The organism is Streptomyces sp. NPDC057428 (genome assembly GCF_042803195.1).
In the GTDB taxonomy this organism is placed as follows: Bacteria; Actinomycetota; Actinomycetes; order Streptomycetales; family Streptomycetaceae; genus Streptomyces.
The window spans coordinates 60382-82728 of record NZ_JBHVCT010000016.1 but is presented as its reverse complement, the minus strand read 5'-3'; the positions used below and the strand labels follow the sequence as shown (position 1 = coordinate 82728).

The window sequence follows — 22347 nt, the reverse complement described above, 5'->3', positions numbered from 1 at the left end:
GGATCCCGGGCCGGAGGGCGGCCGGCCCGGAATGTGTCGGGTCGGGCCGGTGTCAGGCCTGGGCGCGGGCCGCCAGGCGGGCCTTGCGCGCGGCCAGTTTCTCGTCGAACTTCGAGGCCTCGCTGTCCAGGCCGCTCATGTAGAGGCCGATCTCCTCCTGCGCCTTCAGGCCCTCCGGACCGAGGCCGTCGATGTCGAGCACCTTCAGGTAGCGCAGCACGGGCTGGATCACGTCGTCGTGGTGGATGCGCATGTTGTAGATCTCGCCGATCGCCATCTGCGCGGCGGCCCGCTCGAATCCGGGCATCCCGTGGCCGGGCATGCGGAAGTTGACGACCACGTCCCGCACTGCCTCCATCGTGAGGTCCGGCGCGAGCTCGAACGCCGCGGCCAGCAGGTTGCGGTAGAAGACCATGTGCAGGTTCTCGTCGGTCGCGATGCGCGCCAGCATCCGGTCGCAGACGGGGTCGCCCGACTGGTGGCCGGTGTTGCGGTGCGAGACGCGGGTCGCGAGCTCCTGGAAGGCGACGTACGCCACGGAGTGCAGCATGGAGTGGCGGTTGTCGGACTCGAAGCCCTCCGCCATGTGCGTCATGCGGAACTCCTCCAGCTTGTCCGGGTCCACGGCGCGGGAGGTGAGCAGGTAGTCGCGCATCACGATGCCGTGCCTGCCCTCCTCCGCGGTCCAGCGGTGCACCCAGGTGCCCCAGGCGCCGTCACGCCCGAAGAGGGAGGCGATCTCGTGGTGGTAGCTGGGAAGGTTGTCCTCGGTCAGCAGGTTCACGACGAGGGCGATCCGCCCGATGTCGGTGACCTTGGACTGGCTGGACTCCCACGCCTCGCCGTCCTCGAAGACGCCGGGGAAGTTCCGGCCGTCGGAGAACGGTACGTACTCGTGGGGCATCCACGCCTTCGCGACCTTGAGATGGCGGTTGAGTTCCTTCTCCACCACCTCCTCCAGCGCGTACAGCAGCTGGGCGTCTGTCCACGCCTTCGAACTGCCGAGGTGGGGAGAGGTGATCGTCACGGGAGCTCCTGGGGACGGGAGGATTACCTACGGCTTCGTAGGTTACGTGACCGTAGGTTAAGGCGGCGGTAAGGCCGGAGCCAAGCCCGATCCTCGCAGTGTTCGCTCACGTACGGTTATCAGTGCAGGTCAAGGGCCTGTTGTGGCGACAAGTCGGTTCTCTCGGGCTCCCCGTCCGGCAACCGCCCCGGGCGATCTCGCGCGGTCCGTCCTCGTCCAGACGCTCCCGCCGACTGGTCCGCGCGCCCCCTTTGAACAGGAGATGTGCCGGTCTGGTGAGGACGCCGTTTGTCCGTCACGCGCGGCGCGCCAGGCGCCACGTCGCGCACCAGAGTCGGCGTGTCGTCGAGCGTGTCCAGGGTCTCCTGGGTGGTGGGTGCGGGCGCAGGTGTCTCAGAGGCCGCACAGGGCACGCGCGTGTCGGTGCGCGGCACGGCGTACGGGAACCTCGGGTGTGGAGCAACGCACTTCTCCGGTGCGGCGACAACAACGGCCCTCAGCAGGCTCCGCCGAGCAGGTCCGTCAGGTCGCCGTCGAGATCGAGGAACCGGTACTCGTCGCCCACCGGTACGAGTTCCTGCGCGCGCTTGAGGAAGTGGCGGAGTTCGGAGGTGCGCACGTGCACCATCGCGATGCCCTCGACGGCGTGGAACTCCAGCACCGTGCGGTCGTATCCGAACGGACGGACCCTGACGTCGCCGACCCCCGCGGGGGTGTCCATCCCGGTGGCCAGCAGTTCTCGCGAGAACTCCCAGGACACCTCGGTGCCTTCGAGGGTCGCCGGTGCCGGAAACGCCATGCGGACGGCGAAGGGGTCCCCGCGGTCGTAGTGCAGAGTCGCCGGCAGGGTTTCCATCCGCGGTGCGGATGCGACCATGCGGGCCTGCACGGACTGCTCGATAACGCTGGACAAGACCTGCTCCCTCTCGTCTCGGACGAACGGCTCCCGCCATGGGAGTAGACGACGGAACTCCTCCGTCCGTGCACTGCCGGGCGGCGTGAGCTGCGTCACCGCCCGGCTGTCTCCCTCCGGTCGACTGCCCCGTTTCGAGCGGCGCACCCTGGACGCCCGCAGCGGGGTGGGTTAGCTTCCAGCGCCATGAGGGCCATGCGGAAGACGAGACTGCTGTTGGCACTGGGACTCTGCGGGGCGGCGGTGGCCGCCGCGTTCGCCGTGCCGTCGGCGCAGGCCGGGGAGGTGAGGCACCGTCACCAGACGCCCGCGTGGGAACTCACCGCCACCGGGACGGACGTGCGTTTCCGCGGCCTGTCCGCCGTGGACCGGCACGCGGCCTGGGTCGCGGGGTCCGGGGGCACGGTGCTGCGCACCGAGGACGGGGGTGGGCACTGGCGTGACGTGTCGCCGGCCGGCGCGGACGGTCTGGAGTTCCGTGACATCGAGGCCTTCGACCGGCGCAGGGCGGTGGCTCTGGCCATCGGTGAGGGCGAGGCGTCCCGGGTCTTCCGTACGGGCGACGGGGGGAGGACCTGGACGGAGTCCTTCCGCAACGCCGACTCCAGGGCCTTCTACGACTGTCTGACGTTTTTCGACAGCCGTCACGGGCTCGCGATGAGTGACCCGGTGGACGGAAAGTTCCGCATCCTGTCCACCTCGGACGGCGGCCGCAGTTGGCGCGTACTGCCCGCTGCCGGGATGCCGGCTGCGCAGCCCGGCGAAGCCGGCTTCGCGGCGAGCGGCCAGTGTCTCGTCAGCGCGGGCGCCAAGGATGTCTGGCTGGCCACGGGGGGCGCGGCCAGCGCCCGGATCCTGCACTCGGGGGACCGCGGGCTGACCTGGACCGAAGCACGTTCCGGCATCCCTGCGGGGGACCCCGCGCGCGGCGTGTTCGGTGTCGCCTTCCGTGACCGGGCCCACGGCATCGCCGTCGGGGGCGACTACCGGGCTGACCAGGCGTCGCCGGACGCGGCGGCCGTCACCGGGAACGCCGGGCGGAGCTGGGAGCGCGCGACCACCCCGCCGTCGGCCTACCGCTCGGGCGTCGCGTGGCTGCCGCACAGCCGCGGGTCGGCGCTGGCCGTCGGACCCACCGGTACCGATGTCACCCGCGACGGCGGGCGCACCTGGCGGACCGTGGACACCGGCTCGTACGACACCGTGGACTGCGCTGCGGACGGCGGCTGCTGGGCCTCGGGCGAGAAGGGGCGCGTCGCACGGCTCGGGCGGAACCCGGGGCGGTGAGGAGCGGGGCGCGCGCAGACGCTCTCGACCGGTACGGTGCCGGTCGTCCACGCACCTGATCGGCCGGGTCTCCGCTGCCTAGACTGACCCGTCATGACGACATTCCGGATGCCCGCTGACGAGGCCGAAGCCCGCGCCGTGCAGGACGCGTTGCGCCCCGGTGTCGTACTGGACGAGCAGGGGCCGCCGCCCGGGACCGGCCGGGTCACCGGGGTCGACGTGGCCTACGACGACGGGCGCGACCTCGTGGTCGCTGCGGCAGTGGTCCTGGACGCGGCGACCCTGGAGGTGGTCGCCGAGTCGACCGCCGAGGGCCGCGTGACGTTTCCGTACGTCCCGGGGCTCCTCGCCTTCCGGGAACTCCCGGCCGTACTGGCCGCTCTGGAGTCCCTGCCGGTGGACCCCGGGCTCGTCGTCTGTGACGGGTACGGGAGAGCCCACCCGCGCAGGTTCGGCCTCGCCAGCCACCTCGGCGTCCTCACCGGCCTGCCGGTCATCGGAGTGGCCAAGAACCCCTTCACCTTCCGCTACGAGGAACCCGGGCCCCTGCGGGGTGACTCCACTCCGCTCCTGGACGGGGACGAGGAGGTGGGCAGAGCGTTGCGCACCCAGAACCGCACGAAGCCCGTGTTCGTCTCCGTCGGGCACCGCACCGATCTGGCCGGCGCGTGTGCCCACACGCTGGCACTGGCCAGGGACTTCCGGCAGCCGGAAACCACCCGCCGGGCCGACGCGCTGTGCCGCTCCGCACTCCGGGAGGCGGTCGGCTGACGCCGGCTCCGGCGGGATCCCAGGGCAGAGGCCCGGCGGATCTGTTGCCAACTGAGTACATGTACGGATGTTCCTCGTCGAACATCAGGGGCAGACTGGTGCACATGATCGACAACCACGCACCGCAGATGAGCACCGGAACCGTACGTCTCTCCCAGCGCGGCATCGCCGTGGGCATGACCCTGGGCGTCCTCGCAGGAGCCGCCTGGACCGTGTCCATGGTCGTCACGCTGGCGTCCTGGATGAGCTGACCCCGGAGTCACGCCCGGTCGTCGGCGGTCAGCGCACCGCAGCGATCCGGAAGCGCAGCCCCGCGGCCTTCAGCCGCTCCAGCAGGGCATCACCCATCGCCATGGCCGTCGTGACCTGACCCGACGTCGCAGGCAGGTCGTCCAGGGCGAGCGAGAGCGCCGACTCGGCCAGCATCTTCGCAGTCTCGCCGTAGCCCGGGTCGCCGCCCGACACCTCGGTGAAGACCCGCCGTCCGCCGCCCTCGCCGACGAAGCGGACCGTGAACCAGCTCCGCCGCCTGCGCCGCTCGTCCGGGCCCGTGCCCGGCTCGACCCGTGCGGACAGCCAGTTCCGCGCAGCCGGTATCTGGGCGGCCCCGAGCAGCAGACCCACGGCCGCGGTGCCTCCGAGCGCCATCGGCAGGCGCCTGACCGAGGCGAAGTGCCGGTAGCGGAAGTCGGGACCGTAGCGCTCCAGCGCCCGTGCCGAGCGCTCCACGACGCGCGGGTCGAGGGTGGGCAGCGGGAGTGCCCAGGTACCCGTCTCCGGGCTGAAGTGCGGTGAACCCTGTGGCGCGCGGACCCGGCGGCCGGCCATCCGCGGCTCGTGCAGCCTGCGTTCCTTCGCGGCGCGCAGCATCTGCCGGCCGCGCCCCATCGCGGTGAGCGCCGAGGAGAACGTACCGCCCGAGAAGACCGCGTCGGTGCGCACGTAACCGTCGACGGTCAGGGGCACGCCCTCGGGAAGCTGCAGGACCGTGAAGTAAGCGCCGAGGTCGTGGGGTACGGAGTCGAAGCCGCAGGCGTGCACGAGACGGGCGCCCGTCTCGCGGGCCCGGGCGTCGTGCTCCAGATACATCCGGTCGACGAACTCGGCCTCCCCGGTGAGATCGGCGTAGTCCGTGCCCGCGTCCGCGCAGGCGGCGACCAGTTTTTCGCCGTACCAGACGTACGGACCGACCGTCGACGCCACCACGTGCGCGGAGCCGGCGAGTTCCCGCAGCGCCTCTCCGTCGTCGGCGTCCGCGGTCAGCAGGGGGAGATCCGCGAGGTGCGGACGGTCCGCGGCGAGGCGGTCGCGCAGCTGTTCCAGCTTGCCGCGGCTGCGACCCGCCAGGGCCCAGCGGCAACCGTCCGGTGCGTGGGCGGCGAGGTATTCGGCGGTGAGTGCCCCGACGAAGCCGGTAGCTCCGAAAAGGACCACGTCATAAGGGCGTTCTGCCCCGTTCTGCCTGTTCATGAGTGCCTCCGCAGGGGCCGGGCGCCGATGATGCAGGCAGAGGGTAGCCGAGGCGTTCGTGGCGCCGTACGGCCGGGAGGGCCTCGGTGCGAGAGGATCCCGGTGAGAAGGAACTAAGCGCTTGCTCGGCCGAAAGGGTTGTGCGGAGCGCGGCCGGTTCTTAGCATCATCGATGTTACATCAGTTATGTCATACCGCGAGGGGGCTTGATGGCAACGACAGTGCACGGGTCGCGGGGCCCGCTGAGCGGGTTGCGCGTCGTCGAACTGGCGGGCATCGGCCCGGGTCCGTTCGCCGCGATGCTCCTCGCCGACCTCGGCGCCGACGTGGTGCGGGTCGACCGCCCGGGCGGTCCGGGTCTCGGCATCGATCCGGCCTTCGACCTCACCAACCGCAACAAGCGGTCGGTCCTGGTCGACCTCAAGACCGAGGGCGGGTCCCGCCAAGTGCTCGACCTTGTCGAGCGCGCCGACGTGCTGATCGAGGGCTACCGGCCGGGCGTCGCCGAACGCCTGGGGGTGGGGCCCGACGACTGTCTGGCCCGCAACCCGCGGCTCGTCTACGGGCGGATGACCGGCTGGGGCCAGGACGGGCCGCTGGCCGACCGGGCAGGGCACGACATCGCCTACATCGCCCTCACCGGAACCCTGTCCATGATCGGCAGGTCCGGTGAGCCGCCGACCGTGCCGGCCAATCTCGTCGGCGACTACGCGGGCGGCTCGCTCTACCTCGTCGTCGGCGTGCTCGCCGCCCTCCAGCACGCCCGTACGCCCGGGGGGACGGGGCAGGTCGTCGACGCGGCGATCGTCGACGGCGCTGCCCACCTCGCCACGATGATCCACGGCATGCTGGCCGCCGGCAGCTGGCAGGACCGGCGCGGCGGCAACCTCCTCGACGGCGGCTGCCCCTTCTACGGCTGCTACGAGACCTCCGACGGCCAGTACATGGCGGTCGGCCCCCTGGAGCCCCGCTTCTACGACGAGTTCGCCACGCTCCTGGAACTCGGCGACGAGGCACCCGACCGCAACGACCCCGGACAGTGGGAGGCGCTGCGCACACTCGTCGCCGACCGGTTCGCCACGCGTACCCGCGCCGAGTGGACCAAGAGCTTCGAGGGCACGGACGCCTGTGTGGCCCCCGTGCTCTCGCTCCGCGAGGCGCCGGGCCACCCCCACCTCGCCGACCGTTCCACCTTTGTGGAGCACGGCGGCCTCACCCAGCCCGCCCCCGCACCCCGGTTCTCCGCGACGCCCGTCTCCGTGCGCAGCGGACCCGCACTGCCCGGGGCGGACACCGAGGATGTCGCAGCGGACTGGGACCTGCCGGGTCTGCGGACCTGCGGGAAGGAGGCGGCGGGCTGATGGAACTCCGGGCGAAGTCCATCGACGTCCAACCGCAATCCGGTTTCGGCGCACCCCTGACGCCGGGCGGGCCGGCCGGCCACGTCTGCGACCGCGTCGGCACACCGCCCGGGACCGGGGGCACCACGCTCGACGTCACATCCGCCGGATCTCCTCCGGCGCGCCTGATCTCTACCGTCAAGAACTGGCTCCAGGGGGCTTGAAGTGCAGCGGCAGATCTTCACCGAAGAGCACGACGCGTTCCGCGGGACTGTCCGCACCTTCCTGTCCAAGGAGGTCCTCCCGCACTACGAGCAGTGGGAGCGGGACGGGATCGTCTCGCGCGAGGCCTGGCTGGCGGCAGGCCGCCAGGGACTCCTCGGCCTCGCCGTCCCCGAGGAGTACGGCGGTGGCGGCAACGCGGACTTCCGCTACAGCGCCGTGCTCGCCGAGGAGTTCACCCGGGCCGGGGTCTCCGGCCTCGCACTCGGACTGCACAACGACATCATCGGTCCCTACCTCACCGGCCTCGCCACCGAGGAGCAGAAGCGGCGGTGGCTGCCCGGTTTCTGCAGCGGCGAGACCATCACCGCCATCGCCATGACCGAGCCGGGCGCGGGCTCCGACCTCCAGGGCATCCGTACCTCGGCGGAGGACAAGGGCGACCACTGGCTCCTCAACGGCTCGAAGACCTTCATCTCCAACGGCATCCTCGCCGACCTCGTCGTCGTCGTGGCCAGGACGACACCCGAGGGCGGCGCGAAAGGCCTCTCGCTGCTCGTCGTCGAACGCGGAGCCGAGGGCTTCGAGCGAGGCCGCAACCTCGACAAGATCGGCCAGAAGTCGCAGGACACCGCCGAGCTGTTCTTCAACGACGTACGCCTGCCCAAGGACAACCTCCTCGGCGAACGCGACGGCGCGTTCCTGCACCTCATGACCAACCTTGCCCAGGAACGCATGGGCATAGCGGTCGCCGGCATCGCCGCCGCCGAACACCTCCTGGAGATCACCACCGACTACGTCAAGGAGCGCGAGGCCTTTGGACGTCCGCTCTCCAAGCTCCAGCACATCCGGTTCGAGATCGCCGAGATGGCCACCGAGTGCGCCGTCACCCGGGCCTTCCTCGACCGCTGCATCGTCGACCACTCCGAGGGGACGCTCGACGCCGTGCACGCGTCGATGGCCAAGTGGTGGGCCACCGAACTGCAGAAGCGCGTGGCCGACCGGTGCCTCCAGCTCCACGGCGGCTACGGCTACATGACGGAGTACCGGGTCGCGAAGGCCTTCATCGACGGCCGCATCCAGACCATCTACGGCGGGACGACCGAGATCATGAAGGAGATCATCGGCCGCTCCCTGCTCACCTGACCCGGGGCCTCTCGTCCGGATCACGCAGGGCTCGCATGATCCGGACGAGAGACCTACCCGCCCAGCACCGACCCCGAAAGGCAGCTGCCTTGAGTACCGAAGCATTCGTCTACGACGCGATCCGCACCCCGCGCGGCCGCGGTAAGGCCAATGGCGCCCTGCACGGCACCAAGCCGATCGATCTCGTCGTCGGCCTCATCCACGAGATCCGGGGACGTTTCCCCGGCCTGGACCCGGCGGCCATCGACGACATCGTCCTCGGCGTCGTCAGCCCGCTCGGCGACCAGGGCTCCGACATCGCCCGTATCGCAGCGATCGCCGCCGGACTGCCGGACTCCGTGGCGGGCGTACAGGAGAACCGCTTCTGCGCCTCAGGTCTGGAAGCGGTCAACCTCGCAGCCGCCAAGGTCCGTTCGGGGTGGGAGGACCTCGTGCTCGCCGGCGGCGTCGAGTCGATGTCCCGCGTGCCGATGGGATCGGACGGCGGCGCCTGGGCCATGGACCCGATGACCAGCTTCGAGACAGGCTTCGCCCCCCAGGGGATCGGCGCCGACCTCATCGCCACCATCGAGGGCTTCTCCCGCCGCGACGTCGACGAGTACGCCGCCCTGTCGCAGGAGCGCGCCGCCGTCGCGTGGAAGGAGGAGCGCTTCGCCCGCTCCGTCGTCCCCGTGAGGGACCGCAACGGACTCCTCGTCCTCGACCACGACGAGCACATGCGCCCCGGCACCACGGCGGACTCGCTCGCGGGCCTCAAGCCCTCCTTCGCGGCGATCGGCGAGATGGGCGGCTTCGACGCCGTGGCCCTGCAGAAGTACCACTGGGTCGAGAAGATCGACCACGTGCACCACGCGGGCAACTCCTCCGGGATCGTCGACGGGGCTGCCCTCGTCGCCATCGGGTCGAAGGAGACCGGCGAGCGCTACGGACTCACCCCGCGTGCCCGGATCGTCTCCGCCGCCGTCTCCGGCTCCGAGCCGACCATCATGCTCACAGGACCGGCCCCCGCGACCCGCAAGGCGCTGGCCAAGGCCGGGCTCACCATCGACGACATCGACCTCGTCGAGATCAACGAGGCGTTCGCCGGTGTCGTCCTGCGCTTTGTGCGGGACATGGGCCTCTCCCTCGACAAGGTCAACGTCAACGGTGGCGCCATCGCACTCGGCCACCCGCTCGGCGCGACCGGCGCGATGATCCTCGGCACGCTCATCGACGAACTGGAGCGCCAGGACAAGCGCTACGGCCTCGCCACCCTCTGCGTCGGAGGCGGCATGGGCGTCGCCACCGTCGTCGAGCGTCTCTGACCGTTCCCCTTCCTACGGAGAAGACAAGCAAATGAACGAGAGCACGACCATTCGCTGGGAACAGGACGAGACCGGCGTCGTCACCCTCGTACTCGACGACCCCGCCCAGTCCGCCAACACGATGAACCAGGCGTTCAGGGACTCCATCGCGGCCGTCGCCGACCGCGCGGAGGCGGAGAAGGACTCCATCAGGGGCATCATCTACACCTCCGCCAAGAAGACCTTCTTCGCCGGCGGCGACCTCAAGGACATGGTCCGGATCGGCCCGGACAACGCCCAGGCCGCCTTCGACGCCGGCAGCGCGATCAAGAAGTCGCTGCGACGCATCGAGACCCTCGGCAAGCCGGTCGTCGCCGCGATCAACGGCGCAGCGCTCGGCGGCGGTTACGAGATCGCGCTGGCCGCCCACCACCGCGTCGCCCTGGACTCCGCGGGGTCCCGGATCGGCCTGCCCGAGGTCACTCTAGGCCTGCTGCCCGCGGGCGGCGGTGTCACCCGCACCGTGCGGCTGATGGGCATCGCGGACGCGCTGCTGAAGGTCCTCCTCCAGGGCACCCAGTACACGCCGGCTCGGGCCCTGGAGAACGGCCTGATCCACGAGGTGGCCGCCACCCGTGAGGAGATGCTCGACAAGGCCCGTGCCTTCATCGACGCCAACCCGGAGTCGCAGCAGCCCTGGGACGTCAAGGGCTACCGGATTCCCGGCGGTACCCCGTCGAACCCGAAGTTCGCCGCCAACCTGCCCGCTTTCCCCGCCAACCTGAAGAAGCAGCTGGCCGGCGCGCCCATGCCCGCGCCCCGCAACATCATGGCCGCGGCCGTGGAGGGCGCGCAGGTCGACTTCGAGACCGCGCAGGTCATCGAGGCGCGCTACTTCACCGAGCTGGTCACCGGCCAGGTCGCCAAGAACATGATCCAGGCGTTCTTCTTCGACCTCCAGGCCGTCAACTCCGGTGCCAGCCGCCCCGCCGGCGTCCCCGAGCGGCCGGTCCGCAAGGTGGCCGTCCTCGGCGCCGGCATGATGGGCGCGGGCATCGCCTACTCCTGCGCGCGCGCCGGTATCGACGTGGTCCTCAAGGACGTGTCCACCGAGGCCGCCGCGAAGGGCAAGGCGTACAGCGAGAAGCTCCTGGCCAAGGCGCTGTCCCGCGGCCGCACCACCGAGGCGCAGCGCGACGAGCTGCTGGCCCGCATCACCCCGACCGGTGACCCGGCGGACCTCGCGGGCTGCGACGCCGTGATCGAGGCCGTCTTCGAGGACACCGCGCTCAAGCACAAGGTGTTCGAGGAGATCCAGGGAATCGTCGAGCCCGACGCGCTGCTCTGTTCCAACACCTCGACGCTGCCCATCACCGTCCTCGCCGAAGGTGTGGAGCGACCGGTGGACTTCATCGGGCTGCACTTCTTCTCGCCGGTGGACAAGATGCCGCTCGTCGAGATCATCAAGGGCGAGCAGACCGGCGACGAAGCCCTGGCCCGGGCCTTCGACCTGGTGCGCCGGATCAAGAAGACCCCGATCGTCGTGAACGACTCGCGCGGCTTCTTCACCTCCCGCGTCATCGGCCACTTCATCAACGAGGGGGTCGCGATGGTCGGCGAGGGCGTCGAGCCCGCGTCGGTCGAACAGGCGGCGGCACAATCCGGCTACCCCGCCAAGGTGCTCTCCCTCATGGACGAGCTGACGCTCACGCTGCCCCGCAAGATCCGCAACGAGACCCGACGCGCCGTCGAGGAGGCGGGCGGCACCTGGGCCGCGCACCCCGCCGACGAGGTCATCGACCGGATGGTCGACGAGTTCGGACGGACCGGCCGCAGCGGGGGAGCGGGCTTCTACGAGTACGGCGAGGACGGTGGCCGGGGCGCCCTGTGGCCGGGGCTGCGCGAGCACTTCACCCGCCGGGACGTGGAGATCCCGTTCGAGGACATGAAGGAGCGGATGCTCTTCGCCGAGGCGCTGGACAGCGTCCGCTGCCTGGAGGAGAACGTCCTGACGACCGTCGCCGACGCCAACATCGGCTCCATCATGGGCATCGGCTTCCCGGCGTGGACGGGCGGCGTGCTCCAGTACATCAACGGGTACGAGGGCGGACTGCCCGGATTCGTGGCGCGCGCTCAGCAACTGGCCGAGCGCTACGGCGACCGCTTCCGGCCCTCGGAACTCCTGCTGGAGAAGGCGGGCAAGGGCGAGACGTTCCACGACTGACGCAGCCGCGGCGGGCCGTGTTCACCCCTGCTCACTCGCGGTGAACGCGGCCCGCAGCTCCTCCTTCAGCGACCGCTGGAAAGCAGTCAGCAGCGCCTGCAGCACCATCGGCTGCATGTGGGCCGAGAGGGACTTCATCGCCTTCACGTGCTCCGGGTCCGCCTCCCGCTCCCGGTAGGGGTTCCACACCTCGTCCCGGAACAGCCGCGTCAGCTCGTGGGCGGCCGACCTGGTGTGTTCCAGCAGCACCGTGCGCGCGGCCAGGATCGTCCCGTGGGCGATGGGCACGTCCAGGAGTTCCACCCCGAGCCGCAGCAGGCCCAGGTCCACCCTGAGCGGCCCCCCGGGCTTCTCGGGGTGCTCCAGCACCCCCATGGCCGCCAGCCGGTCCACGTCCTGCGCGCTGAGCGTCCGGCCCGCGCGCCGCTCCAGCTCCGCCCGTGCCATGTCCTCCGCGGCGTCCGGAGCCCATGACGCCACCAGTGCGCGGTGGATCGCGAGGTCCTGCGCGCTCAGGTCGTCCGGGAGCTGCTGGAGGTAGCGCTCGATGGCGGACAGTGTCATGCCCTGGTGCTGGAGTTCCTCGATGAGCGCCAGCCGGGAGAGGTGTTCGTGGCCGTAGTGACCGACGCGCCGGGGGCCGATGACCGGCGGCGGCAGCAGACCCCGGGTGCTGTAGAAGCGCACCGTACGCACCGTCACCCCAGCGCGCGCCGCCAGTTCGTCGACGGTCAGCGTCGGCTCCGCGGTTCCGGTCGCCATGTCTGCTCCTCGTGGCCGGTGCACCTGCCTGCGGAGGTCCGGCAGGGTCCCTCCGGCATGCGGCACGCCTGTGCGTACTCAGGTTCAACAGTATTACTGGCTCACCACTGTTGTGAAAGTGGCACGCGCCAACCCCGTACGGCGAGGTCCCCGGGCACGATCCACGTCACAGGTGTTGGGCTGTACGCGGAAGTGAGACAACTCGGCTTCCGCGGAAGAAAAGTGACGGGCGCCATCGGGAGCGTCCACACTGCTGGCACCAATGCGCACAAGAGGTGCCGGACGCACGCGTCCAGGTGCCGAGTGGCCCCCGCCCCCGGTTCCCTCCTGCTCGCGGGCGCACCGGGATCGCATACTGGAACACACGCGGGCCGTGTACCGGTCCGCGCCCCCGCCGACCCTTGGGAGCACCCGCATGGACAGCGAAGGAGACCCCGTCCCGCCGCCTCCCGGCGGAGTCCTGTGGAGCCTCGCCGGCGACGTCCGGGGCCTGCTCATGCTGCCCGCGGCCCTCACCCTCCAGGTCGCCCGCCCAGCCGTCGGCGCCGGAGTCGACGAGCACTCCGTATTCCGCACCGACCCGTGGGGGCGGGGCGAGCGGTCCCTCCGCTCGCTCCAGCTCTGGGTGTACGGGGGAGAGGCGGCAGCGGAGGAGGGGCGCAGGCTCAGAAGGCTGCACCGCACCATTCAGGGCACCGACACCCGGGGCCGCCGGTACCACGCGCTGACACCGGCGAACTACGCATGGGTCCACGCCACGGGGTTCCCCGTCTACCAGCACGCCTCGCGCTACCTGGTCCGCCCGTTCACGCAGTCGCAGGAGCGCGCCCTGTACCGCGAGTGGCTCCAGGTCGGCCGCGTCCTGGGGCTCCGGGACCAGGACATGCCCCCGACGATCGAGGATTTCTGGCCCTACTACCGGACCATGCTGGCCAATGAGGTGGAGGCCACCGCCGTCGTACGGGAGCTGGTCGCCACCGACGCCCCCGTACCGCCGCCCGACCGGGGGCCGCTCGCGCTGCGGCTGGTCCTGCGAGCCGCGTGGCCGCTCATTCTGCCGCCCCTGGCCAGGTTCCGCCGCTTCCTCACCGTCGGACTGATGCCGCCGGACGCCCGCGAGGCCATCGGGCTGGACTGGACACCCCGGCAGGAGCGGCGGCTGCGACGGTTCGGAGCGGTGGTCCGGGCGATCGTGCCGCTCCTGCCGGAGCGGCTGCGCTACCTGCCGCGGGCCCGCTCCGCCCGTGCCGCGTGGCGGGCACGGCGCAGGGGGTAGGGAGGCGTCAGGCCGACGCCCGGCGGATCAGCTCCGTATGGGTGATCACCGAATCGGGCCAGGTCGCGGTGGAGCTGTTCAGCCGCTCCATCAGCAGTCGCACCATCAACCGCCCCATCCCCTCGACGTCCTGACGGATCGTCGTCAGCGGCGGCTCGGTTGCCTCGGCGACCGACGTCATGTCGTCGAAGCCGACCACCGCAACGTCCTGCGGTACCCGGACGCCGCGTTCGAGCAGCACGCGCAAGGCGCCCGAAGCCATCAGGTCGTTGGACACGAAGACCGCGTCCAGATCCGGGTGGGCGTCCAGCAGACCCGCCATCGCCCGGGCCCCGCCCTCAGCGGTGAAGTCGCCGTCCGTGATCAGTTCCGGCCCCGCGTCCGGAAGGGCGTCGTGGTAGCCGTCGATCCGGTCGAGCGCCGAGGTCTGGTCGCGCGGCCCCGCGATGTGCGCGATCCGCCGCCTGCCGAGCGAGACCAGGTGGCGCACGGCGTCGCGTGCGCCGCCCCGGTTGTCGCAGTCGACGTACGGCACCCGAGGCGCGTCCTCGGCGCCCCCGGCCGGGTGTTCGGGGCGGCCCCCGAACACCGTCGGGACCCGGAACCGCCTGATGATCGCGGGCAGTTCGTCGTCGGTGTGCAGGGAGAAGGCGAGAACCCCGTCCACGTGCCCGCCGGCCAGGTAGCGGGTGACCCGCTCGAAGTCGCCGCTGCCTTCGACGAGCAGCAGGACCAGCTGGGCGTCGTGTGCGTTGAGCTCGCGGCTGATGCCCCGTATCTGGCGGGAGAAGAACGGGTCGGAGAAGACGCGGAACTCGGGTTCGTCGATGATCACGGCGACGGCACCGTTGCGCCGGGTGACGAGCGTACGCGCCGCGTGGTTCGGGATGTAGCCGAGTTCGTCGACCGCCTTGCGAACGTGGTCCACCAGGGGCTGGCGCACGCCCGCGCCCCCGTTGACGACCCGGGACGCCGTCGCCCGGGAAACCCCGGCGCGGGCCGCCACCGCTTCCAGAGTGGGCCGTACGTCACGCTGTGAGTCAGGGATCGGGTCGGGCAAGGGTCGCTCCTCGTACACGCGCGCCCCGGCGGGGAACGGCTGGAACCAGCGGGTTCGGCACGGACGCCCCAGCCTATCCGCCCCGTCGGACGAGCCGACGCGGTGACCGCCGGACCGTTCCGGGCGTACACGGTCACTCGTAGACGGTCACGCGTGTATCGCTCGGCGGTCCCCGGGGATGCACACCGAGTGTGGTACTGCCTACGGAGGGCGAAATATTCGCATTGCGTGAAAGGTGCCATTTGTGTCGAACGATGAGCAGAAACGGGGTGGGCGAGGGGAGTATCTGCCGGTCACGGCTGAACTCCCCACCGATCCGCACCACGGACGCCGTGCCTCGACGGACCGGGTGGTGTTCGGCGTCTCCGCGGTTCTCACCGTCGCCTTCGTGATCTGGGGCTCCACGGCCACCGACTCGCTGACGGACGTGTCGGACAGTCTGCTCACGGGGCTGATCCACAACGGCGGCTGGGCCTTCATCCTGGCCGCCTCCGGATTCGTGATCTTCGCTCTCTGGCTCGCGATCAGCCGCTACGGGCGGATCCCGCTCGGTCAGGACGGGGAGGAGCCCGAGTTCCGCACGGTCTCCTGGGTGGCGATGATGTTCAGCGCCGGCATGGGCATCGGCCTGATGTTCTACGGAGTGAGCGAGCCGCTGGCCCACTTCGTCAACCCGCCCCCCGGTACGCACCCCGCCGACGCCGCCGAGGCCGAGCAGACGGCGATGGCGACCACCCTCTTCCACTGGACACTCCACCCCTGGGCGATCTACGCGGTCGTCGGGCTGGCCATCGCGTACAGCGCCTACCGCCGCCACCGGCGCCAGACCATCAGCGCCGTGTTCATCCCGCTCATCGGTGAGCGGCACTCCCACGGCGCCGTCGGCCGGATCATCGACATCCTCGCGATCTTCGCGACCCTCTTCGGCTCCGCCGCCTCGCTGGGCCTCGGGGCGCTGCAGATCGGCAGCGGTTTCCAGGAACTCGACTGGTTGGAGAAGACCGGGACCGGGCTGCTCGTCGTGATCATCGCCGTCCTCACGGCAGCCTTCGTCGCGTCGGCCGTGTCCGGTGTGGAGAAGGGCATCCAGTGGCTCTCCAACATCAACATGGTGCTCGCGCTGATCCTGGTGGTCTTCGTGTTCGTCGTCGGCCCCACCATCATCATCCTGGACCTGCTGCCCACCTCGATCGCGGCGTACTTCGGTGACCTCGCCCAGCTCGCCGGCCGGACCGAGGCGACGGGAGGGGGCGAAGTCGCCGACTGGCTGGCCAGCTGGACGGTCTTCTACTGGGCCTGGTGGATCTCCTGGACGCCCTTCGTCGGGATGTTCATCGCCAGGATCAGCCGTGGCCGCACGATCCGGCAGTTCGTCGGCGGCGTGATCCTGGTCCCCAGCACGGTCAGCCTGGTCTGGTTCGCGGTGTTCGGCGGCTCGGCGATCCAACTGCAGCGGGACGGACAGCTCAAGGGCGTCGGCGACACCCCGGAGGCCCAGCTCTTCGGAGTGCTCCACGAATACCCGATCGCCACCGTGATGAGCATCCTCGTCATGGTCCTGGTCGGGATCTTCTTCGTCTCGGGCGCCGACGCCGCGTCGATCGTGATGGGCACGCTCTCCCAGAAGGGTGTCCTCGAACCCGCCAAGTGGGTGGTCATCTTCTGGGGCGTCGTGACCGGCGCCGTCGCCGCGGTCATGCTGCTCATCGGCGACGGACAGGGGGACGCCCTGGCCGGTCTGCAGAACCTGACCATCCTGGTGGCGGCACCCTTCACCCTCGTGATGATCGGGATGTGCGTCGCGCTCATGAGGGACCTGCGCCAGGACCCGATGATCGTCCGCAGGGAGTTCGGTGTGGAGGCCGTCGAGTCGGCGGTCATCGAGGGGCACGCGAAGTACGACGGCGACTTCGAGATCCGCATCGGCCCCGGGTCCGAGGTCACCAGAGACGAACGCCGCAGGCCCGAACCGCCGGCCTGACCCGGCTGGGCGGCGGCGGTCCGGACGAGCGGGCTGTGGCTCAGGGCGCCAGCCCGGCCGCGGCACCGGCGCACCCGCGGGCCACGGTCACGCCCGCGCCACCGCGTCGCCCCTGCCCGCCGGGGCCCGGGCAGACCATGGTCCCACCGGCGGTCCAGCCGGAGAGCGACCGCCCGTGTTGGTTAGGATCGTCAGCCTGATGACTGCCACTCTCGTCGCCAAGGAACTCGCCGCCGGGCACGGCGACCGCACACTCTTCGCCGGACTCGACCTCGTGGTCGCGCCCGGTGACGTGATCGGTCTCGTCGGAGCCAACGGCGCGGGCAAATCCTCGCTGCTCCGTCTGCTCGCCGGCCTCGACCGGCCGGAGGAGGGGGAGCTGCGGCTCTCGCCGCCCACCGCCACCGTCGGCCACCTCCCGCAGGAGCCCGAACGCCGTGCGGGTGAGTCCGTACGGGAGTTCCTGGCCCGCCGAACCGGGGTCGCCGACGCCCAGACCGCCATGGACGCCGCGACGCAGGCCCTCGTCGACGGAACACCGGGCGCCGACGACGCGTACTCCGAGACGCTGGAGCGCTGGCTCTCCCTCGGCGGCGCGGACCTGGACGAGCGTGCCGAGGAGGTCGCCGCCGAGCTGGGTCTGACCGTCGGCCTGGACCTGCCCATGACAGCCCTCTCCGGCGGACAGGCAGCCCGCGCCGGCCTCGCCTCGCTGCTTCTGTCGCGCTACGACGTCTTTCTGCTCGACGAGCCCACCAACGACCTGGACCTCGACGGTCTGGAACGCCTGGAGCGCTTCGTCTCCGGGCTCCGCGCGGGCACGGTCGTCGTCAGCCACGACCGCGAATTCCTCATGCGCACGGTCACCAAGGTCCTGGAACTCGACCTGGCCCAGCAGCAGATCAATCTCTACGGTGGCGGTTACGCCTCCTACCTGGAGGAGCGCGAGCGCGCCCGCTCCCATGCCCGCGAGGAGTACGAGGAGTACGCGGACAAGCGCTCCTCGCTCGAAGGCCGTGCCCAGATGCAGCGGGGCTGGATGGACAAGGGCGTCAAGAACGCTCGCCGGAAGGCGACCGACAACGACAAGATCGGCCGCAAGTTCCGCAGCGAGGCCAGTGAGAAGCAGGCCGCGAAGGCCAAGCAGACCCAGCGCATGATCGAGCGCCTCGACGTCGTCGAGGAGCCGCGCAAGGAGTGGGAGCTGCGGATGGAGATCGCCTCGGCCCCGCGCTCCGGTTCGGTCGTGGCCACCCTCCGCGACGCCGAAGTGGTCCGGGGCGGCTTCTCCTTCGGTCCGGCCACCCTGCAGATCGACTGGGCGGACCGGGTCGCCATCACGGGTGCCAACGGCGCCGGGAAGTCCACGCTGCTGGCGGCCCTGCTGGGGCGCCTCCCGCTCGACGCGGGCCACGCCACGCTCGGCTCGGGCGTCGTGGTGGGCGAGGTCGACCAGGCGCGCAAGCTCTTCCACGGCACCGAGAGCCTGCTGGACGCCTTCTGCGCGGCAGTCCCCGACACCGAGCCGGCAGAGGTGCGCACCCTTCTGGCGAAGTTCGGTCTGCGCGCGGCCCACGTGATGCGTCCGGCGACCACGCTCTCGCCCGGCGAGCGCACCCGCGCGGGCCTGGCGCTCCTGCAGGGCAGGGGGGTCAACCTCCTGGTCCTGGACGAGCCGACGAACCACCTGGACCTGCCTGCGATCGAACAGCTGGAGTCGGCTCTGGAGGCGTACACGGGGACGCTGCTCCTGGTCACGCACGACAGGCGGATGCTGGAGGCCGTGCGCACGACCCGCCGCATCCAGGTGTCCCACGGGAAGGTCGCCGAGGCCGTCTGACGGACGAAGGCCTGCCCGGCCCGGAGCCGGGGCGGGCAGGCCTTCACGGCCCAAGACACACGGCCCACGGCCCATGCCGGGGAACGACGGCGGGCGGACCGGGAGGGTTCCTCCCGTCCGCCCGCCGGTGATTCTCAGCGCCTGGGCCCGCCCTTGTCGGACCCGCCGGTCAGTCCGGCGCGCCGAAGCGCGTCGGCCATCGCACTGTTGGCCGGTGCTGCGGCAGAACGTGCAGCTCCGCCGCGCCGGTCCCGGCGCTGACCGGCGCCGCCCTGACGGTTCTCCTGACTCTGACTCTGACCCTGACCTTGGCTCTGCCCCTGCCCCCGGCCCTGACCCTGCCGCTGTCGCGGCGGGCGCTCGCCGCCACTCTGCGCGTTCCGCTCGCCGCGTTCGCGCTTCGAGCCCTGACCGCCGCCCTGGCCGCCACCTTGTCCGGCAGTGGCATCGTCGTCGAGCCTCAGCGTCAGGGAGACACGCTTGCGCGGGATGTCGACGTCCATGACCTTCACCCGCACGATGTCGCCGGGCTTCACGACGTCCCTGGGCTCCTTGACGAAGGTGCGCGACATCGCCGACACGTGCACGAGGCCGTCCTGGTGCACACCGATGTCCACGAAAGCGCCGAAGGCGGCGACATTGGTGACGACCCCCTCCAGCACCATCCCCGGGGCCAGGTCGCCGAGCTTCTCGACACCATCCTTGAAGGTGGCCGTCCTGAACGCGGGCCGGGGGTCGCGGCCGGGCTTCTCCAGCTCCCTGAGGATGTCCGTGACGGTCGGCAGACCGAACTTCTCGTCCACGAAGTCGTCCGGCCGCAGCGAGCGGAGCGTGTCCGTGTTGCCGATCAGGGCGGCGACGTCTCCACCCGTCCGCTTCGCCATCGTCCGTACCACGGGGTACGCCTCAGGGTGCACGCTCGACCCGTCCAGCGGGTCGTCACCGCCCCGGATCCGGAGGAAGCCCGCACACTGTTCGTACGCCTTCGGGCCCAGTCGTGCCACGTCCTTGAGCGCCCGGCGGGAGCGGAACGGGCCATTCGTGTCGCGGTGCGCCACGATGTTCTCGGCCAGTCCTGAGCCGATGCCCGACACCCGGGAAAGGAGTGGTGCCGAGGCGGTGTTGACGTCGACGCCCACACCGTTCACGCAGTCCTCGACCACGGCGTCGAGGGAGCGCGACAGCTTCACCTCCGACAGGTCGTGCTGGTACTGCCCGACACCGATCGACTTCGGGTCGATCTTGACCAGCTCGGCCAGCGGGTCCTGCAGCCGGCGGGCGATCGACACCGCGCCGCGCAACGACACGTCCATGTCGGGGAGTTCCTGCGAAGCGAAGGCCGAAGCCGAGTAGACGGAGGCGCCGGCCTCCGACACCATCACCTTGGTGAGCTTCAGCTCCGGATACTTGTCACATAGTTCACCGGCGAGTTTGTCCGTCTCGCGAGACGCCGTGCCGTTGCCGATCGCGATCAGGTCGACCTGGTGTTCCCTGGCGAGGCGCTCCAGCGTGGCGACCGACTGGTCCCACTTGTTCGCCGGCACGTGCGGGTGAATGACATCGGTCGCGACGACCTTGCCGGTCGCGTCCACCACGGCGACCTTCACGCCCGTCCGGAAGCCGGGGTCGAGCCCCAGGGTCGCCCGGGTGCCCGCCGGAGCGGCGAGCAGCAGGTCACGCAGGTTGGACGCGAAGACCCGTACGGCCTCGTCCTCCGCCTCCGTGCGCAGCCGCAGCCGCATGTCGATCCCGAGGTGCACGAGGATCCGGGTCCGCCAGGCCCAGCGCACGGCGTCGCCGAGCCACTTGTCGCCCGGCCGGCCGCGGTCCGCGACGCCGAACCGGCGCGCGATCATGTTCTCGTACGACGAGGGCCCGGGCTGGTCCGACGGCTCCTCCGGTTCGAGGACCAGGTCCAGTACGTCCTCCTTCTCGCCCCTGAGCATGGCGAGAACGCGGTGCGAGGGCAGCGCGGTGAACGGTTCGGCGAAGTCGAAGTAGTCGGCGAACTTGGCGCCCGCCTCCTCCTTGCCTTCCCGCACCCTCGCGACCACCCTGCCACGTGACCACATGCGTTCGCGGAGCTCTCCGGTGAGGTCGGCGTCCTCGGAGAAGCGCTCGGCCAGGATCGCGCGAGCGCCCTCCAGTGCCGCCGCGGGGTCGGCCACGCCCTTGTCCGCGTCGACATAGGCAGCCGCTGTGGCGAGCGGGTCCGCGGACGGGTCGGCGAGCAACCCGGTGGCCAGGGGCTCCAGGCCCGCCTCGCGCGCGATCTGGGCCTTGGTCCTGCGCTTCGGCTTGAACGGCAGGTAGATGTCCTCGAGCCGCGCCTTGGTGTCGGCCGCCCGGATTTGCGCTTCGAGCGCGTCGTCGAGCTTGCCCTGCTCGCGCACGGACTCGAGGATCGCCGCACGGCGGTCCTCGAGTTCCCGCAGGTACCGCAACCGCTCCTCGAGCGTGCGCAGTTGCGCGTCGTCGAGCATCTCGGTCGCTTCCTTGCGGTAGCGGGCGATGAACGGCACGGTCGACCCGCTGTCGAGCAAGTCGACAGCCGCCTTCACCTGGCGCTCACGTACGCCGAGTTCCTCGGCGATCCTGCCTTCGATGGACGTCGTCACGTTTCTACCGACTCGCCTTCTCGTACTGGCTTGTGCTGGCTGTGCCACTTGGGGTGCTCCACACCCGGGTGGGCATCTTCGCCTGCATTGTGCCGGGTCGCCGGGTGCCGTGTCGCGTGACCTGGTCGATCACGCCGGGCGTCATCGCGGACGGACCGGTCGCGCCCGGCGGTCCCTGCCGCCGCGCGGGGCGCCGCGGAAGGGACCTGCCACACCCCTCCGAGAGGTCAGCCCCGGGCGACCAGGTCGTCCGGGAACGCGCCGGCCGAGGCCGCGACGAACAGGAACCCGCGGCCCAGTTCGGTCAGCCGTGCCACGTCGTCGGCGCCCAGGTGCTCGTACGGCGCCGCGTCCATCCGGTCCGTCGCCTCCTCCAGCTCGGCCCTGAGCGCGGTCCCCGCGTGGGTCAGGTCGCCCTCGGCGTCCAGGACACCGCGGCTGCGCAGCCGCTCGACCGCCCCGTCCCAGTCCGTGCGCCGCCACCCGCGCGTGGCGAGGATCCAGCGGGGCGCCATGCCCTTGCCGGTGGCGCTGTGGCTGACCAGTGCCTCCAGCGGGTCGAGGCCGGCGGAGAGCAGCGCGGCCAGGTGCCCGTCACCGCGGTGCTCGCGCAGCAGCGTCGCCGCGTGCCAGAACGCCAGGTGCGGCTCGTCCGGCACGGCCAGGTCGGCGTGCGCGGCGTAGAGCGGACGGGCGTGGCGGGTGCAGGCCTCTGCTGCGCGCAGTGCCAGCCGGGCCGCCTCCTCCATCTCCCGGGAGGCGACGACCTCCTCGCCGAGCACCCGGCGGAGCGTCGAGTCGGCGGCCCTCAGCCGTGCGCCGAGCGCGGCCTCCGGGGTGATCCCCGACCAGACGTGGGGAAGGTGCCGCGCGACCAGTGCGTGGTTGAAGTTGTAGAAGGTCGAGGTGACGGTGCCCGCGCCGACCGTGCCCAGGGCCGCGCCGCGCGCGGCGAAGTAGACGGCGCTCGGGTCCTCGATGCCCAGCTCCCCGAACTCCTTGCCGAGGTCGGGGGAGAAGTAGACACAGGAGTGCATCGGGTTGAGGGTGTTGTGGCACCGGCGTCCGGCGCGCTGGGGGAGAGTGGTCATGCCTGCATGTTACCGACTGGTTGGTATGTCCGGTAC

17 protein-coding genes are annotated in these 22347 nt (G+C 70.9%); 10 read left to right on the top strand and 7 right to left on the bottom strand.

The annotated features are described in order from the left end of the window. Positions 1–52: 52 nt before the first annotated feature. Complete coding sequence (locus tag ACFU5K_RS09400; RefSeq protein ID WP_384058548.1) at positions 53–1027, bottom strand: acyl-ACP desaturase; 975 nt, start codon at positions 1025–1027, stop codon at positions 53–55. 496 nt (positions 1028–1523) lie between these two features. Next, positions 1524–1940 carry an SsgA family sporulation/cell division regulator gene (locus ACFU5K_RS09395; RefSeq protein WP_384058545.1) on the bottom strand — a complete coding sequence of 139 codons (417 nt, stop codon included), beginning with the start codon at positions 1938–1940 and terminating at the stop codon, positions 1524–1526. Positions 1941–2126: 186 nt separating this feature from the next. Between ACFU5K_RS09395 and ACFU5K_RS09390 the strand changes: the two genes are divergently transcribed. From ACFU5K_RS09390 to mmpA, 3 genes are all read left to right on the top strand, one after another. Continuing rightward, complete coding sequence (locus ACFU5K_RS09390) at positions 2127–3227, top strand: WD40/YVTN/BNR-like repeat-containing protein (RefSeq protein WP_384058543.1); 1101 nt, start codon at positions 2127–2129, stop codon at positions 3225–3227. A gap of 93 nt (positions 3228–3320) precedes the next feature. Next, on the top strand, positions 3321–3998 hold the full coding sequence (locus tag ACFU5K_RS09385; RefSeq protein ID WP_384058541.1) for an endonuclease V: 678 nt from the start codon (positions 3321–3323) through the stop codon (positions 3996–3998). Positions 3999–4102: 104 nt separating this feature from the next. Further along, the gene (mmpA, locus tag ACFU5K_RS09380) at positions 4103–4249 is read left to right on the top strand and encodes a morphogenic membrane protein MmpA (protein ID WP_384058539.1); all 147 of its coding nucleotides are present in this window, start codon (positions 4103–4105) and stop codon (positions 4247–4249) included. Positions 4250–4277: 28 nt separating this feature from the next. Here the strand turns inward: mmpA and ACFU5K_RS09375 are convergent, their stop codons facing one another. Further along, positions 4278–5468 (bottom strand): saccharopine dehydrogenase family protein, encoded by a 1191-nt coding sequence (locus ACFU5K_RS09375; RefSeq protein ID WP_384058538.1) that lies wholly within the window; start codon positions 5466–5468, stop codon positions 4278–4280. Between the two features lie 209 nt (positions 5469–5677). Here ACFU5K_RS09375 and ACFU5K_RS09370 point away from each other — a divergent pair, with 209 nt between their 5' ends. From ACFU5K_RS09370 to ACFU5K_RS09355, 4 genes are all read left to right on the top strand, one after another. Further along, positions 5678–6829, top strand: coding sequence for a CaiB/BaiF CoA transferase family protein (locus ACFU5K_RS09370; protein ID WP_384058536.1), 1152 nt, complete (start codon positions 5678–5680; stop codon positions 6827–6829). A 204-nt stretch (positions 6830–7033) separates the two neighbouring features. Then, positions 7034–8176: an acyl-CoA dehydrogenase family protein gene (locus ACFU5K_RS09365; protein ID WP_384058535.1), complete on the top strand. Its 1143-nt coding sequence runs from the start codon at positions 7034–7036 to the stop codon at positions 8174–8176. 89 nt (positions 8177–8265) lie between these two features. Next, a complete protein-coding gene (locus ACFU5K_RS09360; protein WP_384058533.1) occupies positions 8266–9480 on the top strand; it encodes an acetyl-CoA C-acetyltransferase in 1215 nt (404 codons plus the stop codon). A gap of 31 nt (positions 9481–9511) precedes the next feature. Next, positions 9512–11683: a 3-hydroxyacyl-CoA dehydrogenase NAD-binding domain-containing protein gene (locus ACFU5K_RS09355; RefSeq protein ID WP_384058530.1), complete on the top strand. Its 2172-nt coding sequence runs from the start codon at positions 9512–9514 to the stop codon at positions 11681–11683. Positions 11684–11704: 21 nt separating this feature from the next. Here the strand turns inward: ACFU5K_RS09355 and ACFU5K_RS09350 are convergent, their stop codons facing one another. After that, a complete protein-coding gene (locus tag ACFU5K_RS09350; protein ID WP_384058528.1) occupies positions 11705–12445 on the bottom strand; it encodes a MerR family transcriptional regulator in 741 nt (246 codons plus the stop codon). A gap of 415 nt (positions 12446–12860) precedes the next feature. On the opposite strand from ACFU5K_RS09350, the gene ACFU5K_RS09345 reads away from it, so the two are divergent. Continuing rightward, positions 12861–13721 carry an oxygenase MpaB family protein gene (locus ACFU5K_RS09345; RefSeq protein WP_384058527.1) on the top strand — a complete coding sequence of 287 codons (861 nt, stop codon included), beginning with the start codon at positions 12861–12863 and terminating at the stop codon, positions 13719–13721. Between the two features lie 7 nt (positions 13722–13728). On the opposite strand, the gene ACFU5K_RS09340 is transcribed toward ACFU5K_RS09345, so the two are convergent. Then, positions 13729–14781 (bottom strand): LacI family DNA-binding transcriptional regulator, encoded by a 1053-nt coding sequence (locus ACFU5K_RS09340; RefSeq protein WP_384058525.1) that lies wholly within the window; start codon positions 14779–14781, stop codon positions 13729–13731. A 244-nt stretch (positions 14782–15025) separates the two neighbouring features. Here ACFU5K_RS09340 and ACFU5K_RS09335 point away from each other — a divergent pair, with 244 nt between their 5' ends. Together ACFU5K_RS09335 and ACFU5K_RS09330 are read left to right on the top strand one after the other, a co-directional pair. After that, entirely contained in the window at positions 15026–16762 is a 1737-nt protein-coding gene (locus tag ACFU5K_RS09335) for a BCCT family transporter (RefSeq protein WP_384058524.1), read from the top strand. 199 nt (positions 16763–16961) lie between these two features. Further along, positions 16962–18602, top strand: coding sequence for an ABC-F family ATP-binding cassette domain-containing protein (locus ACFU5K_RS09330; protein ID WP_384058523.1), 1641 nt, complete (start codon positions 16962–16964; stop codon positions 18600–18602). A gap of 134 nt (positions 18603–18736) precedes the next feature. Here ACFU5K_RS09330 and ACFU5K_RS09325 read toward each other — a convergent pair whose 3' ends face one another. Both ACFU5K_RS09325 and ACFU5K_RS09320 read right to left on the bottom strand, forming a co-directional pair. Then, on the bottom strand, positions 18737–21220 hold the full coding sequence (locus ACFU5K_RS09325) for a Tex family protein (RefSeq protein WP_384058521.1): 2484 nt from the start codon (positions 21218–21220) through the stop codon (positions 18737–18739). A 227-nt stretch (positions 21221–21447) separates the two neighbouring features. Further along, positions 21448–22311, bottom strand: coding sequence for a hypothetical protein (locus ACFU5K_RS09320; protein ID WP_384058519.1), 864 nt, complete (start codon positions 22309–22311; stop codon positions 21448–21450). Positions 22312–22347: the final 36 nt, after the last annotated feature.